This window comes from Nocardia carnea (assembly GCF_029868325.1).
Classification (GTDB): Bacteria; Actinomycetota; Actinomycetes; order Mycobacteriales; family Mycobacteriaceae; genus Nocardia; species Nocardia carnea_C.
This window is the reverse complement of the sequence record NZ_JARWNW010000251.1, coordinates 15,442-36,740: the sequence shown is the minus strand read 5'-3', so window position 1 is coordinate 36,740 and position 21,299 is coordinate 15,442. Positions and strand designations below refer to the sequence as shown.

The 21,299-nt window shown below is 65.4% G+C and carries 17 protein-coding genes; 13 read left to right on the top strand and 4 right to left on the bottom strand.

The window, feature by feature from the left end; genetic code table 11:
* Positions 1-240: 240 nt before the first annotated feature.
* The 6 genes from QH196_RS22460 to QH196_RS22435 all read left to right on the top strand — a co-directional run bounded on the left by QH196_RS22460 (position 241) and on the right by QH196_RS22435 (position 7,549).
* Positions 241-1,293 carry a DUF2157 domain-containing protein gene (locus tag QH196_RS22460; RefSeq protein WP_280417792.1) on the top strand — a complete coding sequence of 351 codons (1,053 nt, stop codon included), beginning with the start codon at positions 241-243 and terminating at the stop codon, positions 1,291-1,293.
* Between the two features lie 230 nt (positions 1,294-1,523).
* On the top strand, positions 1,524-3,023 hold the full coding sequence (locus QH196_RS22455; RefSeq protein ID WP_280417791.1) for a CoA-acylating methylmalonate-semialdehyde dehydrogenase: 1,500 nt from the start codon (positions 1,524-1,526) through the stop codon (positions 3,021-3,023).
* A gap of 2 nt (positions 3,024-3,025) precedes the next feature.
* A complete protein-coding gene (locus QH196_RS22450) occupies positions 3,026-4,177 on the top strand; it encodes an acyl-CoA dehydrogenase family protein (protein ID WP_280417790.1) in 1,152 nt (383 codons plus the stop codon).
* Between the two features lie 37 nt (positions 4,178-4,214).
* On the top strand, positions 4,215-5,300 hold the full coding sequence (locus tag QH196_RS22445) for an enoyl-CoA hydratase/isomerase family protein (protein WP_280417789.1): 1,086 nt from the start codon (positions 4,215-4,217) through the stop codon (positions 5,298-5,300).
* On the top strand, positions 5,300-6,202 hold the full coding sequence (gene mmsB / locus QH196_RS22440) for a 3-hydroxyisobutyrate dehydrogenase (protein ID WP_280417788.1): 903 nt from the start codon (positions 5,300-5,302) through the stop codon (positions 6,200-6,202). The genes QH196_RS22445 and mmsB overlap by 1 nt, the downstream gene beginning before the upstream one ends.
* Before the next feature lie 507 nt (positions 6,203-6,709).
* Positions 6,710-7,549: a hypothetical protein gene (locus QH196_RS22435; protein ID WP_280417787.1), complete on the top strand. Its 840-nt coding sequence runs from the start codon at positions 6,710-6,712 to the stop codon at positions 7,547-7,549.
* A 362-nt stretch (positions 7,550-7,911) separates the two neighbouring features.
* Here QH196_RS22435 and QH196_RS22430 read toward each other — a convergent pair whose 3' ends face one another.
* From QH196_RS22430 to QH196_RS22415, 4 genes are all read right to left on the bottom strand, one after another.
* Positions 7,912-9,012, bottom strand: a complete 1,101-nt coding sequence (locus QH196_RS22430; protein WP_280417786.1) for an NAD-dependent epimerase/dehydratase family protein — start codon at positions 9,010-9,012, stop codon at positions 7,912-7,914.
* A complete protein-coding gene (locus QH196_RS22425; protein WP_280417785.1) occupies positions 9,009-10,268 on the bottom strand; it encodes a nucleotide sugar dehydrogenase in 1,260 nt (419 codons plus the stop codon). The genes QH196_RS22430 and QH196_RS22425 overlap by 4 nt, the downstream gene beginning before the upstream one ends.
* Positions 10,269-10,419: 151 nt before the next feature.
* Positions 10,420-10,932 (bottom strand): DUF3558 domain-containing protein, encoded by a 513-nt coding sequence (locus tag QH196_RS22420; RefSeq protein ID WP_280417839.1) that lies wholly within the window; start codon positions 10,930-10,932, stop codon positions 10,420-10,422.
* 218 nt (positions 10,933-11,150) lie between these two features.
* Positions 11,151-11,321 (bottom strand): DUF397 domain-containing protein, encoded by a 171-nt coding sequence (locus tag QH196_RS22415; protein ID WP_280417784.1) that lies wholly within the window; start codon positions 11,319-11,321, stop codon positions 11,151-11,153.
* A gap of 298 nt (positions 11,322-11,619) precedes the next feature.
* On the opposite strand from QH196_RS22415, the gene QH196_RS22410 reads away from it, so the two are divergent.
* The 7 genes from QH196_RS22410 to QH196_RS22380 all read left to right on the top strand — a co-directional run bounded on the left by QH196_RS22410 (position 11,620) and on the right by QH196_RS22380 (position 21,280).
* The gene (locus QH196_RS22410) at positions 11,620-15,171 is read left to right on the top strand and encodes a hypothetical protein (RefSeq protein WP_280417783.1); all 3,552 of its coding nucleotides are present in this window, start codon (positions 11,620-11,622) and stop codon (positions 15,169-15,171) included.
* Between the two features lie 31 nt (positions 15,172-15,202).
* A complete protein-coding gene (locus QH196_RS22405; RefSeq protein WP_280417782.1) occupies positions 15,203-15,523 on the top strand; it encodes a hypothetical protein in 321 nt (106 codons plus the stop codon).
* Positions 15,524-15,658: 135 nt separating this feature from the next.
* On the top strand, positions 15,659-16,138 hold the full coding sequence (locus tag QH196_RS22400; protein ID WP_280417781.1) for a YbaB/EbfC family nucleoid-associated protein: 480 nt from the start codon (positions 15,659-15,661) through the stop codon (positions 16,136-16,138).
* Positions 16,139-16,224: 86 nt separating this feature from the next.
* Positions 16,225-18,816 carry a hypothetical protein gene (locus tag QH196_RS22395; RefSeq protein WP_280417780.1) on the top strand — a complete coding sequence of 864 codons (2,592 nt, stop codon included), beginning with the start codon at positions 16,225-16,227 and terminating at the stop codon, positions 18,814-18,816.
* Positions 18,813-19,619, top strand: a complete 807-nt coding sequence (locus QH196_RS22390; protein ID WP_280417779.1) for an ESX secretion-associated protein EspG — start codon at positions 18,813-18,815, stop codon at positions 19,617-19,619. Before QH196_RS22395 ends, QH196_RS22390 begins: the two co-directional genes overlap by 4 nt.
* Positions 19,616-20,401, top strand: a complete 786-nt coding sequence (locus tag QH196_RS22385; protein WP_280417778.1) for an ESX secretion-associated protein EspG — start codon at positions 19,616-19,618, stop codon at positions 20,399-20,401. Before QH196_RS22390 ends, QH196_RS22385 begins: the two co-directional genes overlap by 4 nt.
* 102 nt (positions 20,402-20,503) lie before the next feature.
* A complete protein-coding gene (locus tag QH196_RS22380; protein WP_280417777.1) occupies positions 20,504-21,280 on the top strand; it encodes an enoyl-CoA hydratase in 777 nt (258 codons plus the stop codon).
* Positions 21,281-21,299: the final 19 nt, after the last annotated feature.

Genomic DNA, 21,299 nt, shown 5'->3' with positions numbered 1-21,299 from the left:
GCCGGTGGGCGGGTTTGATCTCGCGCCGCGAAAGTCGGCGTTCGGGGCGGCATACTGGGTGCTGTGGCCGAACAGGATTCGGCGCCGGAAGCGTCGCAACAGGGTGGCCGGGGTGAGTCGCGCCCTGCAGGTTTCGGTGGTCTCCGGCGTCTGGTCGGCGTGCGACGCAAGAATCCGCCGACCGTATCCGCTGGCACCGATTCCGGTCGTGGGCGATCGAAGTCTGGAATGGATAGCGGAATGACACCCGATGGTGGCGGCAGCGGCGACCCGATCGCAGATGCCGGCGTCGCGGTGGCGGCAGGTCCGGTATCCGAACGTGCCCCCGCGGCCCTGGCCGACCTGGTACGCCGGGGCGTTCTGGACGAAACCCAGTTGGGGGCGGTGGTGACGGCGCTGGCAAAGCCGGAGCCGCGGCCCACACCGGCGCGGTTGCTCGCCGAGATCGCGGCCTATGCGGGTGCCGGATTGCTGCTGAGTGGTGTGGTGCTGGTCCTGGCCGAGTCCTGGGACGATATGGCGAAGCTGGGCCGGTTCGTTTTGTTCGTGCTGGTCGCGGTGGGTGTGACGGTGGCCGGTGTGGCGACCGCGGGCGGGTGGTCGATGCTCTTCCGGCCGGCGTGGCGCCGGCCTGCCTCCACCGGTCATACCGCTCGTACGCGGCTCGCGGCGGTGTTCTTCGCGCTGGCGGCGGTGAGTATTGCGGCCGCGGCCGGGGCCATTCTGGACGACGGGAACGACACCACCGACCTCACCTGGGTGTATGCCGCCGTGGCGGGGCTGCTCGCCGCCGTCGCCGGGTATGCCGCGTTGCCCTCGTTGCTCGGGTTACTGCTGTGCGCGGGGTTCAGCGCCGCCTCGGTATCGGGCTTGCTGGACGAGGTGCTGGGGCTCGACGACCTGACCGGTCCGGGACTGCTCGTGCTCGGTTTCGGCTGGCTCGGCGTGACCCGGTTGGGTGCCGTTCTCGAGCGGTGGGCCGGTTATGTGGCCGGGGTGGTGCTGGCGGTGGCCGGGGCCCAGACCGTCGATATATCCGATCGGATGTGGCCGGCGTATGTACTCACGACCGTGGTCGCGGTGGTGTGTTTCGCTCTCTATGCCACCGATCGTTCCTGGGTGCTGAGTCTCGGCGGTGCGGCCGCGCTGACGATGGCGGCTGTGGAGGCGGTTGTGGATTGGACGGGGGAGTCGGCGGGGGCGTCCGGGGCGATTCTGGTGGTCGGTGCGGTGGTGCTGGGGATCGGTAGTTACCTGCTGACCAGGTCGGCGAAGAAGTCCGCCGAGGGATAGTTCCGCCGGGTGCCGGCTGCGGATAGGCTTTGCGCAACCACACCGATGAATCGCGGAGCGGGGTGTTTGCGCAGTTGGTGGATATCTTGCGGGGAAGTCTGGTTTGTCGTGGGGCCCGGGTGTATCGTTTTGCTTGGACGTCCAACTATTGGACGCCCGCAAGAATGATCTTCGTGTGACGGACGGCCGCAGCGCCGCGCCCGCCACCCCCGACACGAGGCAGGAATCGCATGGTTCGAGAACTCACACATTTCATCGGCGGGCAGCAGGTCCCCGGCGCGTCCGGCCGGTTCGGCGATGTCTACGACCCCAACCTCGGCGAGGTGCAGGCCCGGGTGCCGCTGGCGAGCAAATCAGAGGTCGAGCAGGCGATCGCGAATGCCGAAGCGGCGCAGCCTGCTTGGGCAGCGATGAACCCGCAGCGCCGGGCCCGGATCCTGATGAAGTTCCTGACCCTGGTCAACGACGAAATGGACTCCCTCGCCGCGCTGCTGTCCAGCGAGCACGGGAAGACCATCCCCGACGCCAAGGGTGATATCCAGCGCGGGCTCGAGGTCATCGAATTCGCCGTCGGTATCCCGCATCTGCTCAAGGGCGAATACACCGAGAGCGCCGGCACCGGGATCGATGTGTACTCGATGCGCCAGCCGCTGGGTGTGGTCGCCGGGATCACCCCGTTCAACTTCCCCGCGATGATTCCGCTGTGGAAGGCCGGCCCGGCCCTTGCCTGCGGTAACGCCTTCGTGCTCAAACCCTCCGAACGCGACCCCTCGGTCCCGCTGCGGCTCGCCGAACTGTTCCTCGAGGCCGGTCTGCCCGAGGGCGTGTTCAACGTGGTCAACGGCGACAAGGAAGCCGTCGACACCCTCCTGCACGACCCCCGGATCAAGGCCGTCGGCTTCGTCGGCTCCACCCCGATCGCGCAGTACATCTACGAAACCGCCACCGCCAACGGTAAACGCGCCCAGTGCTTCGGCGGCGCGAAGAACCATGCCATCGTCATGCCGGACGCCGACCTCGACGATGTCGCCGACCAGTTGATCGGCGCCGGTTACGGTTCGGCCGGTGAGCGCTGCATGGCGATCTCGGTGGCCGTACCGGTCGGCGAGGAGACCGCGAACCGGCTGGTCGAGAAGCTCACCGATCGGGTGCACAAGCTCAATATCGGGAAATCCGACGATCCGGGCGCGGACTACGGGCCGCTGGTGGGTCTCGACGGTGTGGACCGGGTGAAGAAATACGTCCAGCAGGGCATCGACGAGGGCGCCGAACTGGTCGTGGACGGGCGCGGGCTCACCGTGGAGGGCGCGGAGAACGGCTATTTCGTCGGCGCGACCCTGTTCGACCGGGTCACCAAGAATATGTCCATCTACACCGACGAGATCTTCGGCCCCGTGCTCAGCGTGGTGCGCGCCGAAGACTACGAGGAAGCTCTCGCGCTGGCCAACGACCACGAATACGGCAACGGCGTAGCGATTTTCACCCGCGACGGTGACGCCGCCCGTAACTTCGCGGCCCGGGTCCAGGTGGGCATGGTCGGCATCAACGTCCCGATCCCCGTGCCGATCGCCTACTACACCTTCGGCGGCTGGAAGCGCTCCGGGTTCGGCGATTTGAACCAGCACGGCCCCGATTCGATCCGCTTCTACACCAAGACCAAGACGGTGACGCAGCGCTGGCCGGCCGGGCTCAAGGAGAGCAACAGCTTCGTCATCCCGACGATGGAATGAGCATGTTCACTCTCGACGCCGACGAGCGGGCCATCCGCGATACCGCCCGGGAGTTCGCCGACGAATACCTGGCCCCGCATGCCGTGGAATGGGACCAGGAAAAACATTTCCCGGTGGACGTCCTGCGGAAATCGGGTGCGGTCGGGCTGGGCGGAATCTATGTGAGCGAGGAGTTCGGCGGGTCCGGGCTGCGCCGGCTGGACGCGGTGCGGATCTTCGAACAACTCGCCACCGGCTGCCCGGCCGTGGCCGCCTATATCTCCATCCACAACATGGCGGCCTGGATGATCGACGCCTACGGTGACGACGAACAGCGCCGCCGCTGGCTGCCCGGGCTCACCGCGATGGACCTGCTGGCCAGCTATGCGCTCACCGAACCGGGGGTGGGGTCGGATGCCGCGGCCATCACCACCCGGGCGGTGCGCGACGGCGACGACTACATCGTCAACGGCGCCAAACAGTTCATCTCGGGCGCGGGCAGCAACGACCTGTACGTGATGATGGTCCGCACCCAGGACACCGGTGCGCGCGGTATCTCCACCCTGGTGATCCCGGCCGACACCCCCGGCCTGGAGGTCGGCCCGAACGAGAAGAAGATGGGCTGGAACGCCCAGCCCACCCGGCAGGTGATCCTCACCGACGCCCGCGTCCCGGTGGCCAACCGGCTCGGCGCAGAGGGCGACGGTTTCCGGATCGCCATGAACGGGCTCAACGGCGGCCGGCTGAATATCGCGGCATGCTCGATGGGCGGGGCGCAGATCGCGCTCGACAAAACCGTGCCCTACCTGGCCCAGCGCACCGCATTCGGCGCACCGTTGCTGAACAACCAGGCCCTGCAGTTCGAATTGGCCGATATGCGGACCAAACTGGAAGCCGCCCGGACCCTGCTGTGGCGGGCCGCGGCGGCCCTGGACGCGGACGCGCCGGACAAGGTCGAACTGTGTGCCATGGCCAAACGATTCGCCACCGACTCCGGTTTCGAGGTCGCCAACGCCGCCCTGCAACTGCACGGCGGTTACGGTTACCTGGCCGAATACGGTCTGGAGAAGATCGTCCGGGACCTGCGGGTGCATCAGATCCTGGAAGGCACCAACGAGATCATGCGCCTGGTCGTGGCCCGGTCGATGACGGCGTCCGCGGTGAGCGCGTCGTGATCGCATCGGAGTCGCCGGCGTGCGTGGAAGGAACTGTATGAGCGACGAACCCGAAGTCCTGGTCGAACAGCGTGACGGCCTGGGACTCCTCACCCTGAACCGGCCCAAGGCCATCAACGCGCTGAACCACGCCATGACGCGCACCATCACCGAGCAGTTGCGGGCCTGGGCCACCGACGATTCGGTACGCACCGTCGCCATCACCGGCGCCGGTGAACGTGGGCTGTGCGCGGGTGGCGATATCGTCGCCATCCATCACGACGCCAAGGAACAGCAGGCGGCCGGGCACGTGGGGTCAGCGGCGGATTCGGCCACCGGGAAGTTCTGGCGCGACGAGTACATTCTCAACGCGCTCATCGGCCGCTTCCCGAAACCGTATGTCGCGGTGATGGACGGGATCGTGATGGGCGGCGGGGTCGGGCTGTCCGCGCACGGCAGCCACCGGATCGTCACCGAGAAATCGACCATCGGGATGCCCGAGGTCGGGATCGGGTTCATCCCGGATGTCGGTGGTACGTATCTGCTGTCGCGGGCGCCGGGCGAACTGGGCACCCATATCGCGCTCACCACGGCGCGGATGAAGGCCGGCGATGCGATCGCCACCGGATTCGCGGACTATTACGTTCCCGCCGAGCAGGTTCCGGCCCTGCTCACCACCCTGCAGACCGAATCCGCGGATATCGCGATCGCCAAATACGCGGCCGAGGCACCGGAATCGACGCTGCTCGGACAGCGGGACTGGATCGACTCCTGCTACGGCGCGGAGACGGTCGCCGAAATCGTCGCCCATCTACAGGAGCACGCCGATACCGAGGCGAATGCGGCCGCCACCGCGATACTCGGTAAATCACCGGTCGCGCTACAGGTCACCCTGCGCTCGCTGCGGTCGGCCCGCACGGCCACGAGCCTGGAGGCGGTGCTGAACGAGGAGTACCGCGTATCGATCGCCTCGCTGGCCTCGCACGATCTGGTCGAGGGGATTCGCGCGCAGGTGGTCGACAAGGACCGCAACCCGCAATGGTCGCCCGCGGCCCTGACCGAGGTCACCACCGCCCAGGTCGACGCGTACTTCGCCGAACTGGGCGAACGGGAACTGGGTTTGACGATTCCGGAGGAAAAGTAATGAGCAAGACGATCGGTTTCCTCGGCCTCGGCCATATGGGCGGGCCCATGGCGGCGAACCTGGTCAAGGCCGGATACGAGGTGCACGCCTACGACCCGTCGGCCGCGGCGCAGGAGCAGGCCCGCAAAGACAATGTGGCACTGGTGGATACCGGGGCCGCGGCCGCCACCGGTCGCGATATCGTCATCACGATGCTCACCAACGGCAAGCTGGTGCGTGATGTGTACGCCGAACTGCTGCCGGTCGCGCAGCCGAACACCTTGTTCGTGGACTGCTCGACCATCGATGTCGGTGATGCCAAAGCGGCCGCGGAGGCAGCGACTGCTGCCGGGCATCGGGCACTGGACGCACCGGTCTCCGGCGGTGTTTCGGGTGCGGCCGCCGGCACGCTCACCTTCATGGTCGGTGGGGCGGAAGCCGATTTCGCCGAGGCACTGCCGGTGCTGGAGGTGATGGGCGCCAAGGTTGTGCACTGCGGCGGCGCCGGGGTCGGGCAGGCGGCCAAGATCTGCAACAACATGCTGCTCGGAATCTCGATGATCGGCCTGTCCGAGGCGCTGGTGCTGGGGGAGAAGCTGGGACTGAGCCACCAGTCGTTCTTCGATGTGGTGTCCACGGCGTCCGGGCAGAGCTGGGCGCTCACCACCTATTGCCCGGTCCCGGGCCCGGTGCCGACCAGCCCGGCGAACAACGACTACCAGCCCGGGTTCGCCACCGCCCTGATGAACAAGGATCTGGGTCTGGCCGCGGAAGCCCTGCGGGCCAACGGGGTCCACGGTCGCATCGGCGAACTGGCGGCTGAGATCTACCGCGAGTTCAACGAAACCTCCGGCGGCCGGGACTTCTCGGCGATCATCACCGAGGTCCGCGAACGCAGCGGTGGATCGCAGACCGCCGGCTGAAGATCCTCAGAGCAGCGGCACGGTCGTGTGGGCGCCTGGCCGCACACGTGTTCGTGCCTGACCGGTAACCCCCCGACCGGCCCGGCAACTGAGGCTTCGTGCCTCAGGAGCTGGGCCGGTTCGGCTGACCCCCATCGGACCAACCCACCCCTCACGAAAAATCGAGGCCAACGGTCCAGCCCCGGTGTGGTTTCACGCCTTGGCGGTCTCGGTTTCGCGGTCCTGCGCCGTCGGTTCCGCCATCGTATTCTCCGCGTTTCCCACTGGGGAGAATGAAACACAATGGCAGGGAGCATTTCAGGGAGGAAGCCGACGTATGGCAGGGTTCATCAACAGCGCCTCCGGCGAAACCCCCGGTGGTTTCGCCGAGCAGCCCGCCGGTGACGCGGCAAGCGCGACCGGAACCTTCTGGGACCCGATGCCACACCTGTCGAATAGCCTCGGCCATACTCAGTTCACGACTTCGACTGAGCCCTGCCCTTCACCCCCCTCCGGAAAGTCCAGGCGATGGATGTTCTTTATTTCCTCAAACACAGTCCATTCGGTGACCTCGAACTGAAGTATTCGCTGCGGAGCGTCGAACGCTACATGCCGTGGGTGAGGCGGGTGGTGGTGTTCGGCGATCGGCCGGAATGGCTGGCGGGTCCGGAGAGCGGAATCTTCCATGTTCCACACGAGGCAATCGCCTGGATCGGCCCCTACAGAACGCCCGTCACGAATACCTTCCTGATGTTCTATCTCACGGCCCTGCTACCGGAACTGGACGAGGAATACATCCGCTTCGCCGACGACTTCGTTCTGATCCGCGATCTCACGCCCGACGAGGCCCGGCGGAACCGCTATCTACAGGATCTGGCGACCCTCGATAGTCGCGGCACAGGCCTGTGGAAGGACAGTCTGTGGCGGACGCATGACCTGCTCAAACGCCTCGGCTACGGCACGCTCAACTATGAAACGCATACGCCGGCCTGGTTCCGGAAGCAGTGGGTGCTGGACGCCTATCGCGATCTACGGGATTTCGTCACCGAGGACCGCTTCCAGGGCCTGATGGGCACCACCGCCATTCCGAGCCACATCCAGAAGCACTACCCGCGACCGCTGGTGCATCTCAAAACGGAGGGCAGCCGGGTGGGCTTCTATGGCAAACCCCCGGCATATGACGAGATCGTCTCCCTTACCAGCGCGGCAGAGGTAAGGTTCCTCAACTTCGACGACCCGGCGTTCGGCCCTGACCTGCAACGCTTCCTCGCTGAGCGATTTCCACACCCCTGCCGCTACGAACGGCACGAAACCGCCGCGCCCCCCTCCAGCGCCATCATCGACACCAGCAGTATGCCGGTTTCTTGATTACGGCCTGCGCGAACGACGAGCGATCCGGTGTTGTAGGTACCCTCTTTCATAGCGAACACGAACGCGGCCTCACTGCGGTCGGGACGGTAGGCCAGCGCCCCCGACATGGACATGCGTTTCCGCGAAAACCGATGCCGCAGAATCGGTGTGACACCTCGCGGCGCCCAGGTATAGTTCGGCTACCATCGTCGACAGCGGTCCGGTGTGCAGGTCACAGCCGGGACACCATTCCAGGTCGACCCGGATCCGGACGCTCGGCTTCGGCTCGGTATCGCGTGGGAACCGGTCGATCGTTTGGTTCGAGGATGCCGAATCCTGCTGGAAGAGCGGCTCCGCAGCGTGAACGAAGTATATCCCGTTTACGAGCGCTGATGATCCACGAACCACCCGACGGTCTGCTGCATTCCTCTGGTGAAGTCGACCACTGGACCGTACCCGAGCACAGTATTGATCTTGGTGAGATCCGCTGAGGCCGAGCGGACGTCTCCTGGCCGTTCATCGGTGAACGAGGGCATATGTGTGGTTATGTCTTCGCTACCCGTTACCTCCACTGTGGTCGCCTTGATCGTGTCGAACAAGTCGAGCAATGAGATCGCCCGCTGAGTGCCGACGTTGAATATCTCGCCCCCGCCACACGATGTGTCGCACGCAAGCAGGTTGGCGTGCACAATATTCGCCACGTGGGTGAAGTCGCGCTGCTGTTTGCCATCGCCGTAGATCTGGACGTCGCGGCCCTCTGTCATCGCCTGAATCCACCTCGGTACGACCGCAGAATAGGGCCCGTGCGGATTCTGCCTAGGTCCGAAAACATTGAAGTATCGCAGTCCGGTGACCGATATATTTCCCATCTCGTGATAGCAGCGAGCGAAGGATTCCGCGGCTTGCTTGCTCGCGGCATACGGCGACAGCGCGACGCCCAGTAGGTCCTCTCGGCGCACCATGTCGGGGACGTTCCCGTAGACCGAGCTGGAACTGGCGAAGATGAATCGTTCTACACCGACCGATACCGCAGTGTGCAGCAGTGTCGCCATTCCGAGGACGTTGTTTTCGGCAACCGTGATCGGGATCTGGAGCGAGCGAGGTACGGAGTTCAACGCCGCCTCGTGAAACACCGTATCTGCGCCGCGTAGCGCGTGTTCGCAGTCGTCGGGCGAGCGGATATCGCCTGTGATGAGTTCGAAGCGGTGCCAATTGCGCCCCGCCCGACGTGCGATGTCGGCGAGGTTCTCCTCCGATCCCGTACTCATGTTGTCCAGGCCCCGTACCTCGACACCGCGGTTCAGTAATGCCTCGACCAGGTGAGAGCCGATGAAGCCAGCGGCGCCGGTCACTACTGCCACCTTGGGTAGCCGACGATATGGATGGTCGATCGCGACCAGATCAAGGGTCGGCGCGGAGTCGAAATAGCCGCGCTCATCATTCCTGGGCGGGCTCGCATGTGTCCTCGGTTTCCCGGTCATGTGTTCGCTCCTGTACGTGGTCCGGTGAAATCGAGCAATACCGTCGATTCCTGACGAATCTGGACGGTATCGAAACTGTCATGATCAACCAACAGCGCAACGATATCGGCGACCCGTAACGCCTCTGATGTCAACGGGATCATGGGCCAGGCAGCCAGTTCGGGCAGTCCCGGATCGACGTGAGGATCGATCGCCTGCACAATCGCGCCGCGATTGAAGAGCTCACGTGCCACGGCGACGCTTGCGGAGTTTCGGATATCACCGATGTTCGCCTTGTAACTCAACCCCAGTAACACGATTCGAGCGCCTTTAACCTTTCGGTTTCGATCATTCAAGGCTTCTGCGATACGGTCAACGACCTGCAGCGGTGTATCGACGTTGGCTGACACCGCAGCCTCGGCCGTACGCAGCGTACGACCGAGGACCGTACGGACATACCACGTCAGATAGACGACGTCTACCGGCAGGCAGTGCCCTCCGATTCCTGGGCCAGGATGAAACGGCAGGTACCCGAACGGTTTGGTTGCTGCCCCGCGAAGACTCTCCAGCAGATCGATTCCGGAGTCACTGAATACGGCGGCCATCTCGTTCACCAACGCGATATTGACGAATCGGAACGTATTCTCGATCAGTTTCGCCAGCTCCGCTTCGCGCGTACCCCGCACCGGAACGACCTCATTGATGAACTTCTCATAGAACCGGCAGGCCCGGGCAGTCGACTCTACGTCGATCCCGCCAACCAGCTTCGGAATCTTCGCCACCGCCCATGTCGATCCCGGATCGATTCGTTCGGGGCTGAACGCAACATGGAAATCACGTCCGGCGGTCGATCCCGACGCATCGCTGAGAATAGGAACAACGACATCTTCGGTGGTTCCCGGATAGGACGTCGACTCGAGGGTGATCAGGCATCCCGGTCGCATGACAGCACCAACCATCCGTGCCGCCGCCTGTATCGCCGATATGTCCGGCGCCCCATCGATGCCGAGTGGGGTCGGCACCGCGATGACGGCGACATCAAAATCTATATCGGGAGACAGCATTTCAACCGGCTGATAGGCACCCGAAGCGGTTGCCGCCACCAACTGCTGATTCGAAACCGACTCGACGTACGATCTGCCACAGCGAAGGTCTGTCAGTCGCCGCAGATCGTTTTCCACCGCGACGACGGTCAATCCTGCATCCACCGCCGCCATCGCGATCGGAAGCCCGACGTACCCCTGGCCAACTACCACGATTCTGTGATCCGGCTCCACCCGACAAATCCTTCAACTCGCTGTGTATCTCTACCGTTCAATGCGGCGTCAGAGATCGGACAGTGCGGTAGACATACCGGCTTGCGCCTCGCCAGCCCGGTATTCCCACTGCGATATGTTCTCTTCCAAACTCGCGGAAACCCCTCCTGAACTAGGAGTACCGGGACAAGAACTTATGCAGCGGATTTGCCATGTCGCAGGGATCCCTGTCATCCCGCGTCGAAACCGCCTTGTAGATCGATATGTCGATCGCGCCACCATGTGCCCGAAAGCTCAAATCACACACCTCATCGTGCGTGTCTTCTGCCCGCTTGAACGGCACACCCGCCAGATCAGAAATAGTAATATCGGTGAAGCTGATGTTGTTCTTGTCCTGCTTCGAATCCTCGATCGCGTGCGTTGTCGCCCAAATGCCGAGCTTATAGTTCTCCCGCACAGGTTTGTCTTTCCAGGAGCACAACTTCCACCCCTCGTCGTCCTCCACATCCGAAATCGTGTTGTTACGCATCGCCGGATCTAAGCCCATTTGCCGCAGAATATCGTCGCTTACCTGGGCGCACGGATCCCGCAGGACTTGGTTCGTCGGCACCGCATCTGCACTCGTCTCCGGTGTCACCGATTCCCCGGTGGCATCACAACCGGTTAGCGTTAGGAGGGCTCCCACCGGTAACGCGACCGCTGCTGTCGTCCGATGCCCCACTACTGCTCCCGTCAGCTGCCAGATACTTCGCTCGCAAGTGTATGACGTGCCGGACCGGCGCCTGATTCCACCGAGCAATACTGGCGGTGGCTCGCTATGGCTGAGCCGTGCCCACAAGACGACCAGGAATGGGCGCGGCGTCGTCCCGAGTGAGCGACTTCAGGCAGAGAAGGCGGAACCACCTACCTGGATTCGAGCGTGAAGGCGTCCCACACATCCTGGGTGAAGATCAGCGCGGGGCCTGCCGTGTTCTTTGAGTTGCGTATATCGACATGGCCGTCCTGGACTCGGCGGCGGTGGCAGTAGGCGAGGAATTCGTGGGTGCCGCCACCGGAATCGGCGCGGAACAGCACGCTGGGTCCGGCCCGCCACGACTCGGCGTTCGTCCCTGACCTGCAACGTTCCCTGCTGAGCGATTTCCACACCCCTGCCGCTACGAATGGCACGAAACCGCCGCGACCCCCACCAGCACCATCATCGACACCAGCAGCGTGCGGTTTCTTGATTACGGCCAGGGCTCGCACGGGCGGCTTCTCCGGGAAATCGGTTCGAATTCGCCTGCGCGCCATGGAGAATTCAACGGCGCACGCCAGAATCGAACCGGTCTACCGACCCTGGTCCGCGATCCCGAGCCGTCGGAGCTGCGCTGCTATGAGTTTGTACCTCCCTCCCGAGCTCCGGTGGCTCGGCTGGATAGCGGGTGCACAGTGGCCGGACGGCGACGAGGACAAAGCCTGGGAAGTCGCCGCGGCTTGGCAGGAGGCGAGCAAAGAACTCCTCGACCTGCTCGTAAAGATCGACGACGCCAAACATGCCACCATGGAGGCCTACGAAGAGGGAGACGCCCGCACCGAAATGGGTGCCCGCTACGACATGCTGCGCAGCGGTGACCAATCGCTGGAGCAACTGGCCACCTCGATGGAAGCCCAATACGGTTCGACCTTCGATATGGGCACCGAGTTACAGGCCACCAAACTCACCATCATCGTCACCCTCTGTTGGCTTGCCATCGAAATCGCCTGGGCCTGGCTGTTTCCGCCGACCGCCCCCGCGGTGGAGGCGGCCGCGATCGCCTCCACCCGGTCGTACCTCAAGATCATTCAGGACTTTGTGCAGAAGACCATCCAGAACATCGCCCGGCGGGCGGGAGCGCCGACCACACAGCGCCATTTCTGGAAAGAGCTGGCAAAAGGCAATCCCGGCTGGCCCACCGCGAAGGGCTGGGGTGTGTACGGTGCCCGGGCCGCGGAAGGCGCGGTCGTCCCGATGGCGATCAACGGCAGTATCCAAGCCGGACAGATCGCCGACGGTAAACGACGCTCGTTCAACGGGCAGGAGTTCGGCCTGTCCGCTCTCGGTGGCGCCGCCGGAGCCATCCCGGCCCGGGAGTTCGGCCGGTACCTGGGCGAAGGTATCGAGAAGGTGGCGGGAAAATACCTGAACAATGTTGCCGGCCGGACGGCGAACGGAATGTTCATCGGCGCCATGTCCGACGGATTCGGGGCGGTATTCGGCAACTTGGCCACGGCCCTGGCCGCCGGCGGCGATTTCTCGGCGTTCACCAACGGGCCGGGCTGGGTCGGGAACTTCGCCCAGGGCGCGCTGGTGGGCGGGGCCCGCGGTGCCTCGGCTTTCAACAGCTATGTGCCACAAACGACCGACGGCTTCACCAACAGGTCGGCCTTCCGGAAAGACTCCTGGTTGCGCGGAAATGCGTGGTTCTTGTCGAAATATGAGGGGCCGGGGTTATTCGCCGGCAATGCCGGTACCGGGGACGGCGGGGGAGGGGACCGGGACGGTGGACACGAGGGGACCCGGGGAGGGAGCCCGGAGGTGAGCCGGGGAGGGAGCCCGGAGGTGAGCCGCGAGGGGAGCCGCGAAGGAAGCGAGGCGGATGGACGCGGAGTCATCGCGGCTTCGGGAATTACTCCGGGTGGTGGTGGTGAGTTCGGTGGGGGTGGTTTTGCGCCGGGTGGCAGTGCCGGATTCGGTGGTCATGGTGCAGAAGGGGCTTTCGGTGAGACCGGTGGTCCAGGACGGTCGCATTCGGCACCGGAGTTCTCGCCTTTGCCGCACAGTCACTGGTTCTCGACGACCGGGGAGACATCGGCGTGGGGAGCCGAAGGAGGCACGTCGTTCGGCGGCCCACGAGACCCCGGGCCGGGCGGCTTCGAGACCAGGGGAATCCACGACTGGGGGTCCGATACGTCCGCAGATTTGTACGACGCCACTCCGCTCGCCGGGTCGCCGGCTCCGGGAGTGGACGGGATGCGTTCGGTGTCCCCGTTGGCTGATGACGACAGTATCTTCAACCGCCCGCTGGACGGGAACGTATCGCCGTTGAGCGGTCCGGGCACGCCGGCGCCACGGGGTGATTCCGGGGTGACCGGTGGGCCCCCATCACCGTCGCGGGGCGATTCGTCGCCGACCGGCGGGCCACCGTTGTCGTCGCGAGGGGATACGCCGCCTCTACATCACCCGATACCGGTGCGCCCGCTACCGCCGCCGTCGCGGTTGCTGGAAGGGTTTGCGTTGCCGCCGTCGCGCGCGGGGTCGCCGGACTTCTCGACGACAGGGCCAGCGGATCCGTCGCGTGCGGGTGCGCCGCCGTCGGCCGCGGGGGTGCCGCCGTCGCGTGCCGGATCGTCGGATCCCTCGGTGACAGGGGCACTGCCGCCGCGTGCAGATGAGGGCGCGCCCTCGCCGCCGGACCGGGCGGCGGTGCGCTCGGTGTCCCCGTTGCCGGATGGCGACAGTATCTTCGACCGCCCGCTGGACAGGAACGTATCGCCGTTGGGCAGTTCCGGCACGCCGGCGCCGCAGGGTGATTCGTCATCGACCGGCGGGCCGCCGTTGTCGTCGCGAGGGGATACGCCGCCGCCGGGTACGCCACCGCCGCCGGGAACCCCGCCGCCGGATCCGTCGCGTGTGGGGTTGCCGCCTTCGTCTGCGGGTTCGCCCGACCCGTCGAGGCTGGGGCTGCCGCCGTCGCGTGCGGGGTCCCCGGACCTCTCGAGGGCAGGGTCGCCGTCGCTGCGTGCGGATGAGGATGCGCCGTTGCCGCCGGATCCGTCGGTGGTGCGTGGTGAGGATGCGCCGTTGCCGCCGGATCCGTCGGTGGTGCGTCGTGAGGACACGCCGCCGCCTCCGCCGCACTCACCGCCGCCGCCTCCGCCGCACTCACCTCCGGGTACGCCGTCGCCTCCTGGAACCCCGCCGCCGGGTACGCCACCCCCGCCGGGTACGCCTCCGCCGCCGGGGCCGGATCCGGACCGTCCGCCTTCGGGGCGATTGCTTCGACCGGATCGGGCGGAGCAGATCGCGCATCAGAGGTGGTTGCGCGAGCAGGTGGCACGGCTACAGCAGCACGAAGCAGAGTTGCGAGAGCAGCGCGAGCGCCGGCGGCAGTTGGATGAATTGCGGTCGATCCATGAGCAGGAGAACCAGCAAACGCCGGAGCAGCGGGAGCAGCGGCAGGCTGCGATGGACGATCTGCAGCAGCAGATCGATCACACGCTCCAGCAACAGTGGAACAGGGTGCCCGCCGGGCTGGGCGACGGCGACCGGACCCGGCCGCCGGAGATGTGGCAGGTCCTGGGATTGGAACGAAATTCGGTGGAGCACTATCAGGCTGCCCGGGCTTGGTTCGACGAGAACCGGGACCCGCATTTCATCGGCGAGGGCAAGGATGTGCGCGGTAAACCGCGACCGCAGCGCTGGCCGATGAAGGTGCCCTACCCGATCCCCGAGTTCCGGGCACCGGATTCCGCGGGTGAGGGCTGGCTACCCGAGAACGCGGTACCGGCGGGAACCGATCCGGGCGAGCAACCGCCCGACGATCCGCCGGAGCCGCCGGTGATACATCCCGAGGCGAAGGTCGACCCCGGGGCGACGATCGAGCCGGGCGCACAGGTGGATGCCGGTGCGGTCGTCGGCGACGGTGTGCGGATCGGTCGAGGCGCCGTCGTCCAGTCGGGTGTGTCGGTGGAGAGCGACGCCGTCATCGGCGCCGGCACCGTCCTGGCGCGGGGGGTGGTGGTTCATCCGGGTGCCCAGGTCGGCAACGACGTGGTGGTAGGTGAGGGCGCGGTGATTCCGTCCGGCGCGGTGGTGCCGGACGGCACGGTGGTGGCACCCGGAGAAATGTTCGGCGGCGCGGGCCGGGGGAGCTCCTCGGTCGATGTGCCGTTCACCTTGAAATGAACCGGCGTGAGCCGGCGGTGAGGAGGAGATCATGGCGGATCGCGTAGAGGTGGATCGGCGGGCGTTGGGACATGCGGCGGATCTGACCCAGGAGTTGTCGGATTCGGTGCTGGCCGTCGGGAAACGACTCCGTGACCGGCTGGACGGGATCGAGAACGACTCGACGAAGCAGCCGTGGGGTAACGATTCGATGGGCGAAAAGTTCATCAACGGTAAGAACAACGATGGGTACGGCACCTCGAAACCGAATCTGTTGGACGGTGTCGACGGGATCGGCGGCACGTTCGGCGCGTTCGCCACCGGGCAGCGCGATGCGGTCGATCAGCTGAACGAGATGGACAGCCGGTTCTGATCACCTCGAAGCCTTGGTATCGCGCCGAATTCGCATGCACGCCACCGAGAATTCAATGTCGTGCGCTGTAATCCGCAAGGGTGCGCTTCGGTGTGGAGCGCCGCCTCCCGGACCGGAAGGGACTGAGGTAGCGCGGTGGTGAACGAACGTCTGCAAGAGGATATGGCGACGATGCTGTCCGGCCTGAGTCATCAGATGCGCGGTATCGCCGAAGTTCAGAAGAAGCGTTCGTTGCTCACCGCGACAGTTCTCGCCGAGGACAAGCGGATCGAGGTGACGGTGAATGCCGACGGTGTCCTCATCGATACCAAGTTCGCCGACGATGTTCTCGACCTGACCATGGACGAGATCGCGGCGGCCGTCACCAAGGCAGTTCAGGACGCGGCGGCCCAGGTGCAGCAGAAGGCCCGGGAGCTGATGGACCCGCTGCTGACGCACCGGAACTCGATGCCGAAGTTGTCCGAGATGATCGAAGGGGCACCGGATCTCGGCGGCCTGATCCCGCAGCCGCCGCCGACGCCCACAATGTCGCCGGACTCGCCGGACTGGCCCGGCAACAAGCCGGACGAACCGGACGACGCGGGCCCTCACTCGGTGGTCGCGGACCGGGATTGACAACCACGCGCGGCGGCGAGCCCGGGCTGCCGCGCGGTCCGATGGCGCGGGCGAGGCAGTATTTCCGATAGACAAAGGTGACTCTTATGCCTCTCGATCCGGGACTCATCACAGGGCTGACGGGGCAGGTGACCGGCGGCAAGCTGGAGTTCGTGCCGGCCGACGCGCTGAAAAGTGCCCAGGCCGCCGCTGATCTGCACGATGACCTGCTGGGTATGGCGGATGCGGTTGCGCAGGTCGGCCTGAACGATCTCGCGCCGTTCGGCACGCTCAATTCCGGCCGGGAACTCGCCGAGGTCTTCAGTAAGAAAGCCACCCGGCTCAGCACCGTCCTCAACGAACACGCCAAGATCGTGCGCGAATTGGGTGATCTGTTCATCGCCGCCGGCAAAGCCTACGACAATGCCGAAACGGATTCCGCGGATGCCTTCAAAGGCCTCGGTGAGGTGAAGTTCCCGGGTAACCCGCAGTCGTACAAGCCGAGCACCGACGGCACCGACCTCGGTGAGGCCAAGGCCGATAATCAGGGTTTCGAGAGCGTATCCACCACCGAATTCCCCTCGACGATCAAGGATTTCCCGGACAAGGATCCGGGATCCGTGGTGACCGTGGAGGCCAAGGATTCGGTGACGCTCCAGGAGATGTACGACCTGGGCCAGGCCATCCAGGCGCAACCGGTGATGGACAATGCGGCCACCTGGATGTCTTTCGGTACCGACCTCGATACCAAGCTGTCCACATTCGTGGACGGTATCGCGGCCTTGAACCGGTCCTGGACGGGCTCGGGTGCGGAGGGTGCGGCCGATGCCGTCACCGCCTACCAGGAGAATATGGAACCTTTGTTCACCTCGATCGTCCAGGTGAGCAAACTGCTCGATTACACGGCGCATTGGTTGCACGAGACCAAGAAAGTCATGCCTGCGGATACGGATACGGAGTACGGCTGCGACAACCTCACCGACAATTTCCGCACCGCCCTCGAGAAGACGTATCTCACGGGTATGAAGAACACGGCGGAGAGTATGCCGCTGCTGGACGGTCCGGTCACGAAGGATGCAGGCAGCGGCAAGGGCGATGGTTCCGGTAGTGGCGACGGTTCCGGTGGTGGTAGTGGTTCCGGTAGTGGTGACGGCTCCGGCAGTGGCGATGGTTCCGGTTCCGGTAGCGGCGACGGCTCCGACAGTGGTAGCGGTTCCGGTGGTGGTAGTGGTTCCGGTAGTGGCGATGGCTCCGGCAGTGGGGCCGGTAGTGGTAGCGGTAGCGGTTCCGGCTACCAAGACGGGTACGACGACGGCTACGAGCAAGGCTACGAGGACGCGCAGAACGAGCAAGGCGCAAGCGGCTCGGGCTACGGCGGCGGAGCGGGGTCCGGTAGCGGGCCGGGCGGTAGCTCCGGTTCCGGCGGTCCGACCGGTGGTGGTGTGGGTTCCGGCCCAGGTGGGTCCGGTTCACGTGCTGGGTTGGGTTCGGGTGGGTCGGGTTCCAGCCCGTCGTCGATCCCCAATCTGTCTTCGGGGCAGTCGAGCCCGACCGGGTCCTCCGGGAAATCCGGCGGAGGTGGTTCGCAGGGCGGCGGGGGAACGGGATCGCAGATTCCCTCGATACCCGAAATGCCCTCCGCCGAGGAATTCATGGGCGGTTCTTCGGGGGCAGGTCTCGGCGGTAACAGCAGTAGCCTCGGTCCCGGCCGGAGTGGTTACGGGTCCTCCGGTGGCGGCTTGGGCGGCTCCGGTTCTTCCGGGGGCGGTAGTGAGCACGGTTCCTCCGGCGGTGGTTTCGGCGCGTTCGGGGGTGGCAAGATGCCGAAGAACCCCACGGCCGCCGATATTCTCAGCAAACTCACCGGCCTCCCGGAATCCCAGCTGCCGGAATCGCTGAAGAATCGTAAGATCACGGCGTCGGACGGTTCGGGCGACCCGAGTCTGGCCGATGCCCTGTCCGAACTCACCGGTATACCGCTGGAGGAAATGCCGGAAGAGTTGAAGAACACGCCGCTGTCGTCGCTGTACGACGAGAATTCGCCGTACGGTTCGGCGGAAACGCTGTTCGGCGAGGATTCCTCGGCCGGTGACCTGCTCGAATCGGTGACCGGTGAGGGCGGTGCGGGTGGCCGCGACTCCGGTGCTTCCAGTACCGGCGCCGGCGGATCCAGCGCGGCCGGCCAGGACCCGCTGGGTATCCTGTCCAACCTGCTCACCCAGGGCATCCAGGCATTCACCCAGCTCGGTAACGGACTTCCCGGTATGGAAGAGCTGGCTCGAATGCTCGATCCGGCCCAGCTGCAACAGCATCTACAAGGCATGCTGGATCCGGCGCGCGAGCAACTGGATCAGCTGGCCGGCGCGCTCGGTGGTGGCGGCACCGGTGGGGGTGCGGGTGTGCCGGCGGGTGCCGTTACGCCGCCGCTGTCGCCCTATCCGGAGCCGCAGAGCTCGCAATTGTTCCCCCGGGCGGCACTGGCGGGCCCCGGGACGGAGACGGCCGGCGGCTACCAGTCACCGACGGGTTCGTCGCATCCGATGGGCGGTGCACCGATGGGTGGAGCGCCGGGTGCGGGTGCCGGCAGCGCGGGCGGTCAGAACAACGAATACAAACCGGCGAAGTATCTCCAGGGCCGGGAGAACCTGGATGCGGCCTGGGATGTCCCGGATCGGGTGAAACCGGTGATCGAACCGTGAACCGTAGTTGGGAGCTCACCGACCTGGAGTTCAAGGTGCTGTGTGAGAAGCACGGCCAGCCGCACCTGCCGCGGCCCTTCACGTTCACCAGCCGGATCCGGCCGGAGAACGACTACGAAATGGCGAAGGCGGATATTCGCGGGCGGTTGCTGCGGCTGGCCGATGCGGATCTGGACGAACTCGGCAAAGCGCTGGACAAACCGGATGTCTACATCGCAGCGCAAGCCTGGACCGACGGCGATTTCGACAATCCCGCGGAGCGGACCCGTATGCTGGCAGTACGCCGCGGCGCCCGCGGCTATCTGATCTCGCAGCGGCCGGGGGAGACCATGGCACACAGTGGGGGTTTCGACGTCACCACTTGCCATCCGGAATCGCTGGGAGATGCGGTGCTCGCCGGCCTGCCTTTCGCGGGATCCGGTCGGTTGCCGGATATCCCGCTCCCGCAGAGCTCGTCGGAGTCCGGCGGGGAAAGCAGCTTCGCACCGAGCATTTCGATGGTGTCGGACAACGACGAACCCGAGGACGACGACACCTATCGAGCCAAGGCTTTCTTCGAAACCCCGGCCACCCGCAGCGGATATATCCGGGTGTATCAGGGGCGCTCGAAATTCGGTCCGCGTGGCCGGATCGATATGGGGGTGTTGTGGCGTGATCTGCCGGCCGACGGCCGCTATGTGATCCCGCTGGATCATCCGGCGCCGGTGGTGGCGGGATCGGGTACCGACGAGATGGTGAGATGGGTCGGCGAGCAGGTCGCCTTCGTGATGTCGCGGTTGGAATGGAACCGGGAGGACGAGTGACGGCCGCGCCGGGCCGAGCGCGCGATATTTTCGCCGAGGCACCGGAGGCCGCGCGCCGCTGGCTGTTCACCGATATCGAGTTCAAGGTCCTCTGCGATGATTTCCGCCGCGGCAAGCTACCCAAACCGTTCACGTTCACCAGCCGGATCCGGTCCGCGGACGCCTACGCCGCCGCCCGGGGGGATGCGCGCCGGACACTGGCTGCGCGGGCGGATCCCGCGTTCGAGGAGATGACCGGCGCGATCTCCCGGCCGGACGTGATCGTGGTGGCCCGCGGCTGGGACGAACGTGACCCGCGAACCCCGGAATCGTGCACCTACGTACACGCGGTCCGCCAGGGCCCGCGGGGCTACGTCCTGCGGCAGCGCATCGGGGAAACAACCCAGCACAGTAGAGGTTTCGACGTAATCGAATGCCCCGGCGCCGAATTGGCTGCGGCGGTGGCCGGGTTGCTACCGGCCGTGGGCGCGGGTACGCGACCCGAGTTCACGGTGGAGTCCGGTTCTGAGCCGGGCATCGGTACCGCGGAGTGCAGGACGTTTTTCGAAACTCCGGCGACCGGCACCGGATACCTGCGGGTGCTGCAGAGCAGGCTGCTTTTCCGGCTACCGGGTATCACCCAGACCTCCGCGCTGTGGCGGGACCTGCCGGGCGACGGGCGGTACCTGATCCGGTCGGTGGGGGAGCGGCAGACGGTGACCGGAATGGATCACCGGCAGTTGACCGGCTGGATCGACGGCTGGATCGGCGACATCGTGCACCGGCTGGAGAGCGGTGAATGACCGGCGCCGGTGACCTGCCGGGCCGGACTGCCGCCGCGACCCGCAAGACCCGAACGGTATCGTCACCGATATTCGTAACCGTTTCGACGAAGAGGATGTGCTGTGACCGACTTCGAGACGATTCTGCTGGAGCGTAAGGACAAGGTCGGCCTCATCACGCTGAACCGGCCCAAGGCGCTGAATGCACTGAACGCGCAGGTCCTCGACGATGTGGTCGCGGCCCTCGACGAACTCGAACGCGATGACGAGATCGGCGCGGTGGTGATCACCGGATCGGACCGCGCATTCGCCGCCGGTGCCGATATCAAGGAAATGCAGCCCAAGTCCTATATGGACATGTTCATGGACGACTACTTCGCGCGGTGGGAGCGGCTGGCCCAGTTCCGCAAGCCGACCATCGCCGCCGTGGGCGGGTACGCCCTGGGCGGCGGGTGTGAACTGGCCATGATCTGCGATCTGCTGATCGCCGCCGATACCGCCAAGTTCGGGCAGCCGGAGATCAAGCTGGGCGTTATCCCGGGTATCGGTGGTTCGCAGCGGCTCACCCGCGCGATCGGTAAGGCCAAGGCCATGGACCTGGTGCTCACCGGCCGCAATATGGATGCGGAGGAAGCCGAACGCGCGGGGCTGGTATCGCGGATTGTTCCTGCCGCGGAACTGCTCGATACCGCGCTCGAGGTCGCCGGCACCATCGCGTCGATGTCGCTGCCGGTCGCCATGATCGCCAAGGAAGCCGTGAACCGGTCCTTCGAAACCACCCTGAGCGAGGGGCTCCGGTTCGAGCGGCGGGTGTTCCACTCGCTGTTCGCCACCGCGGACCAGAAGGAAGGGATGGCGGCGTTCGTGGACAAGCGGACCGCCGAATTCACCAACCGCTGATCCCGGGGTGCGGCCGGGG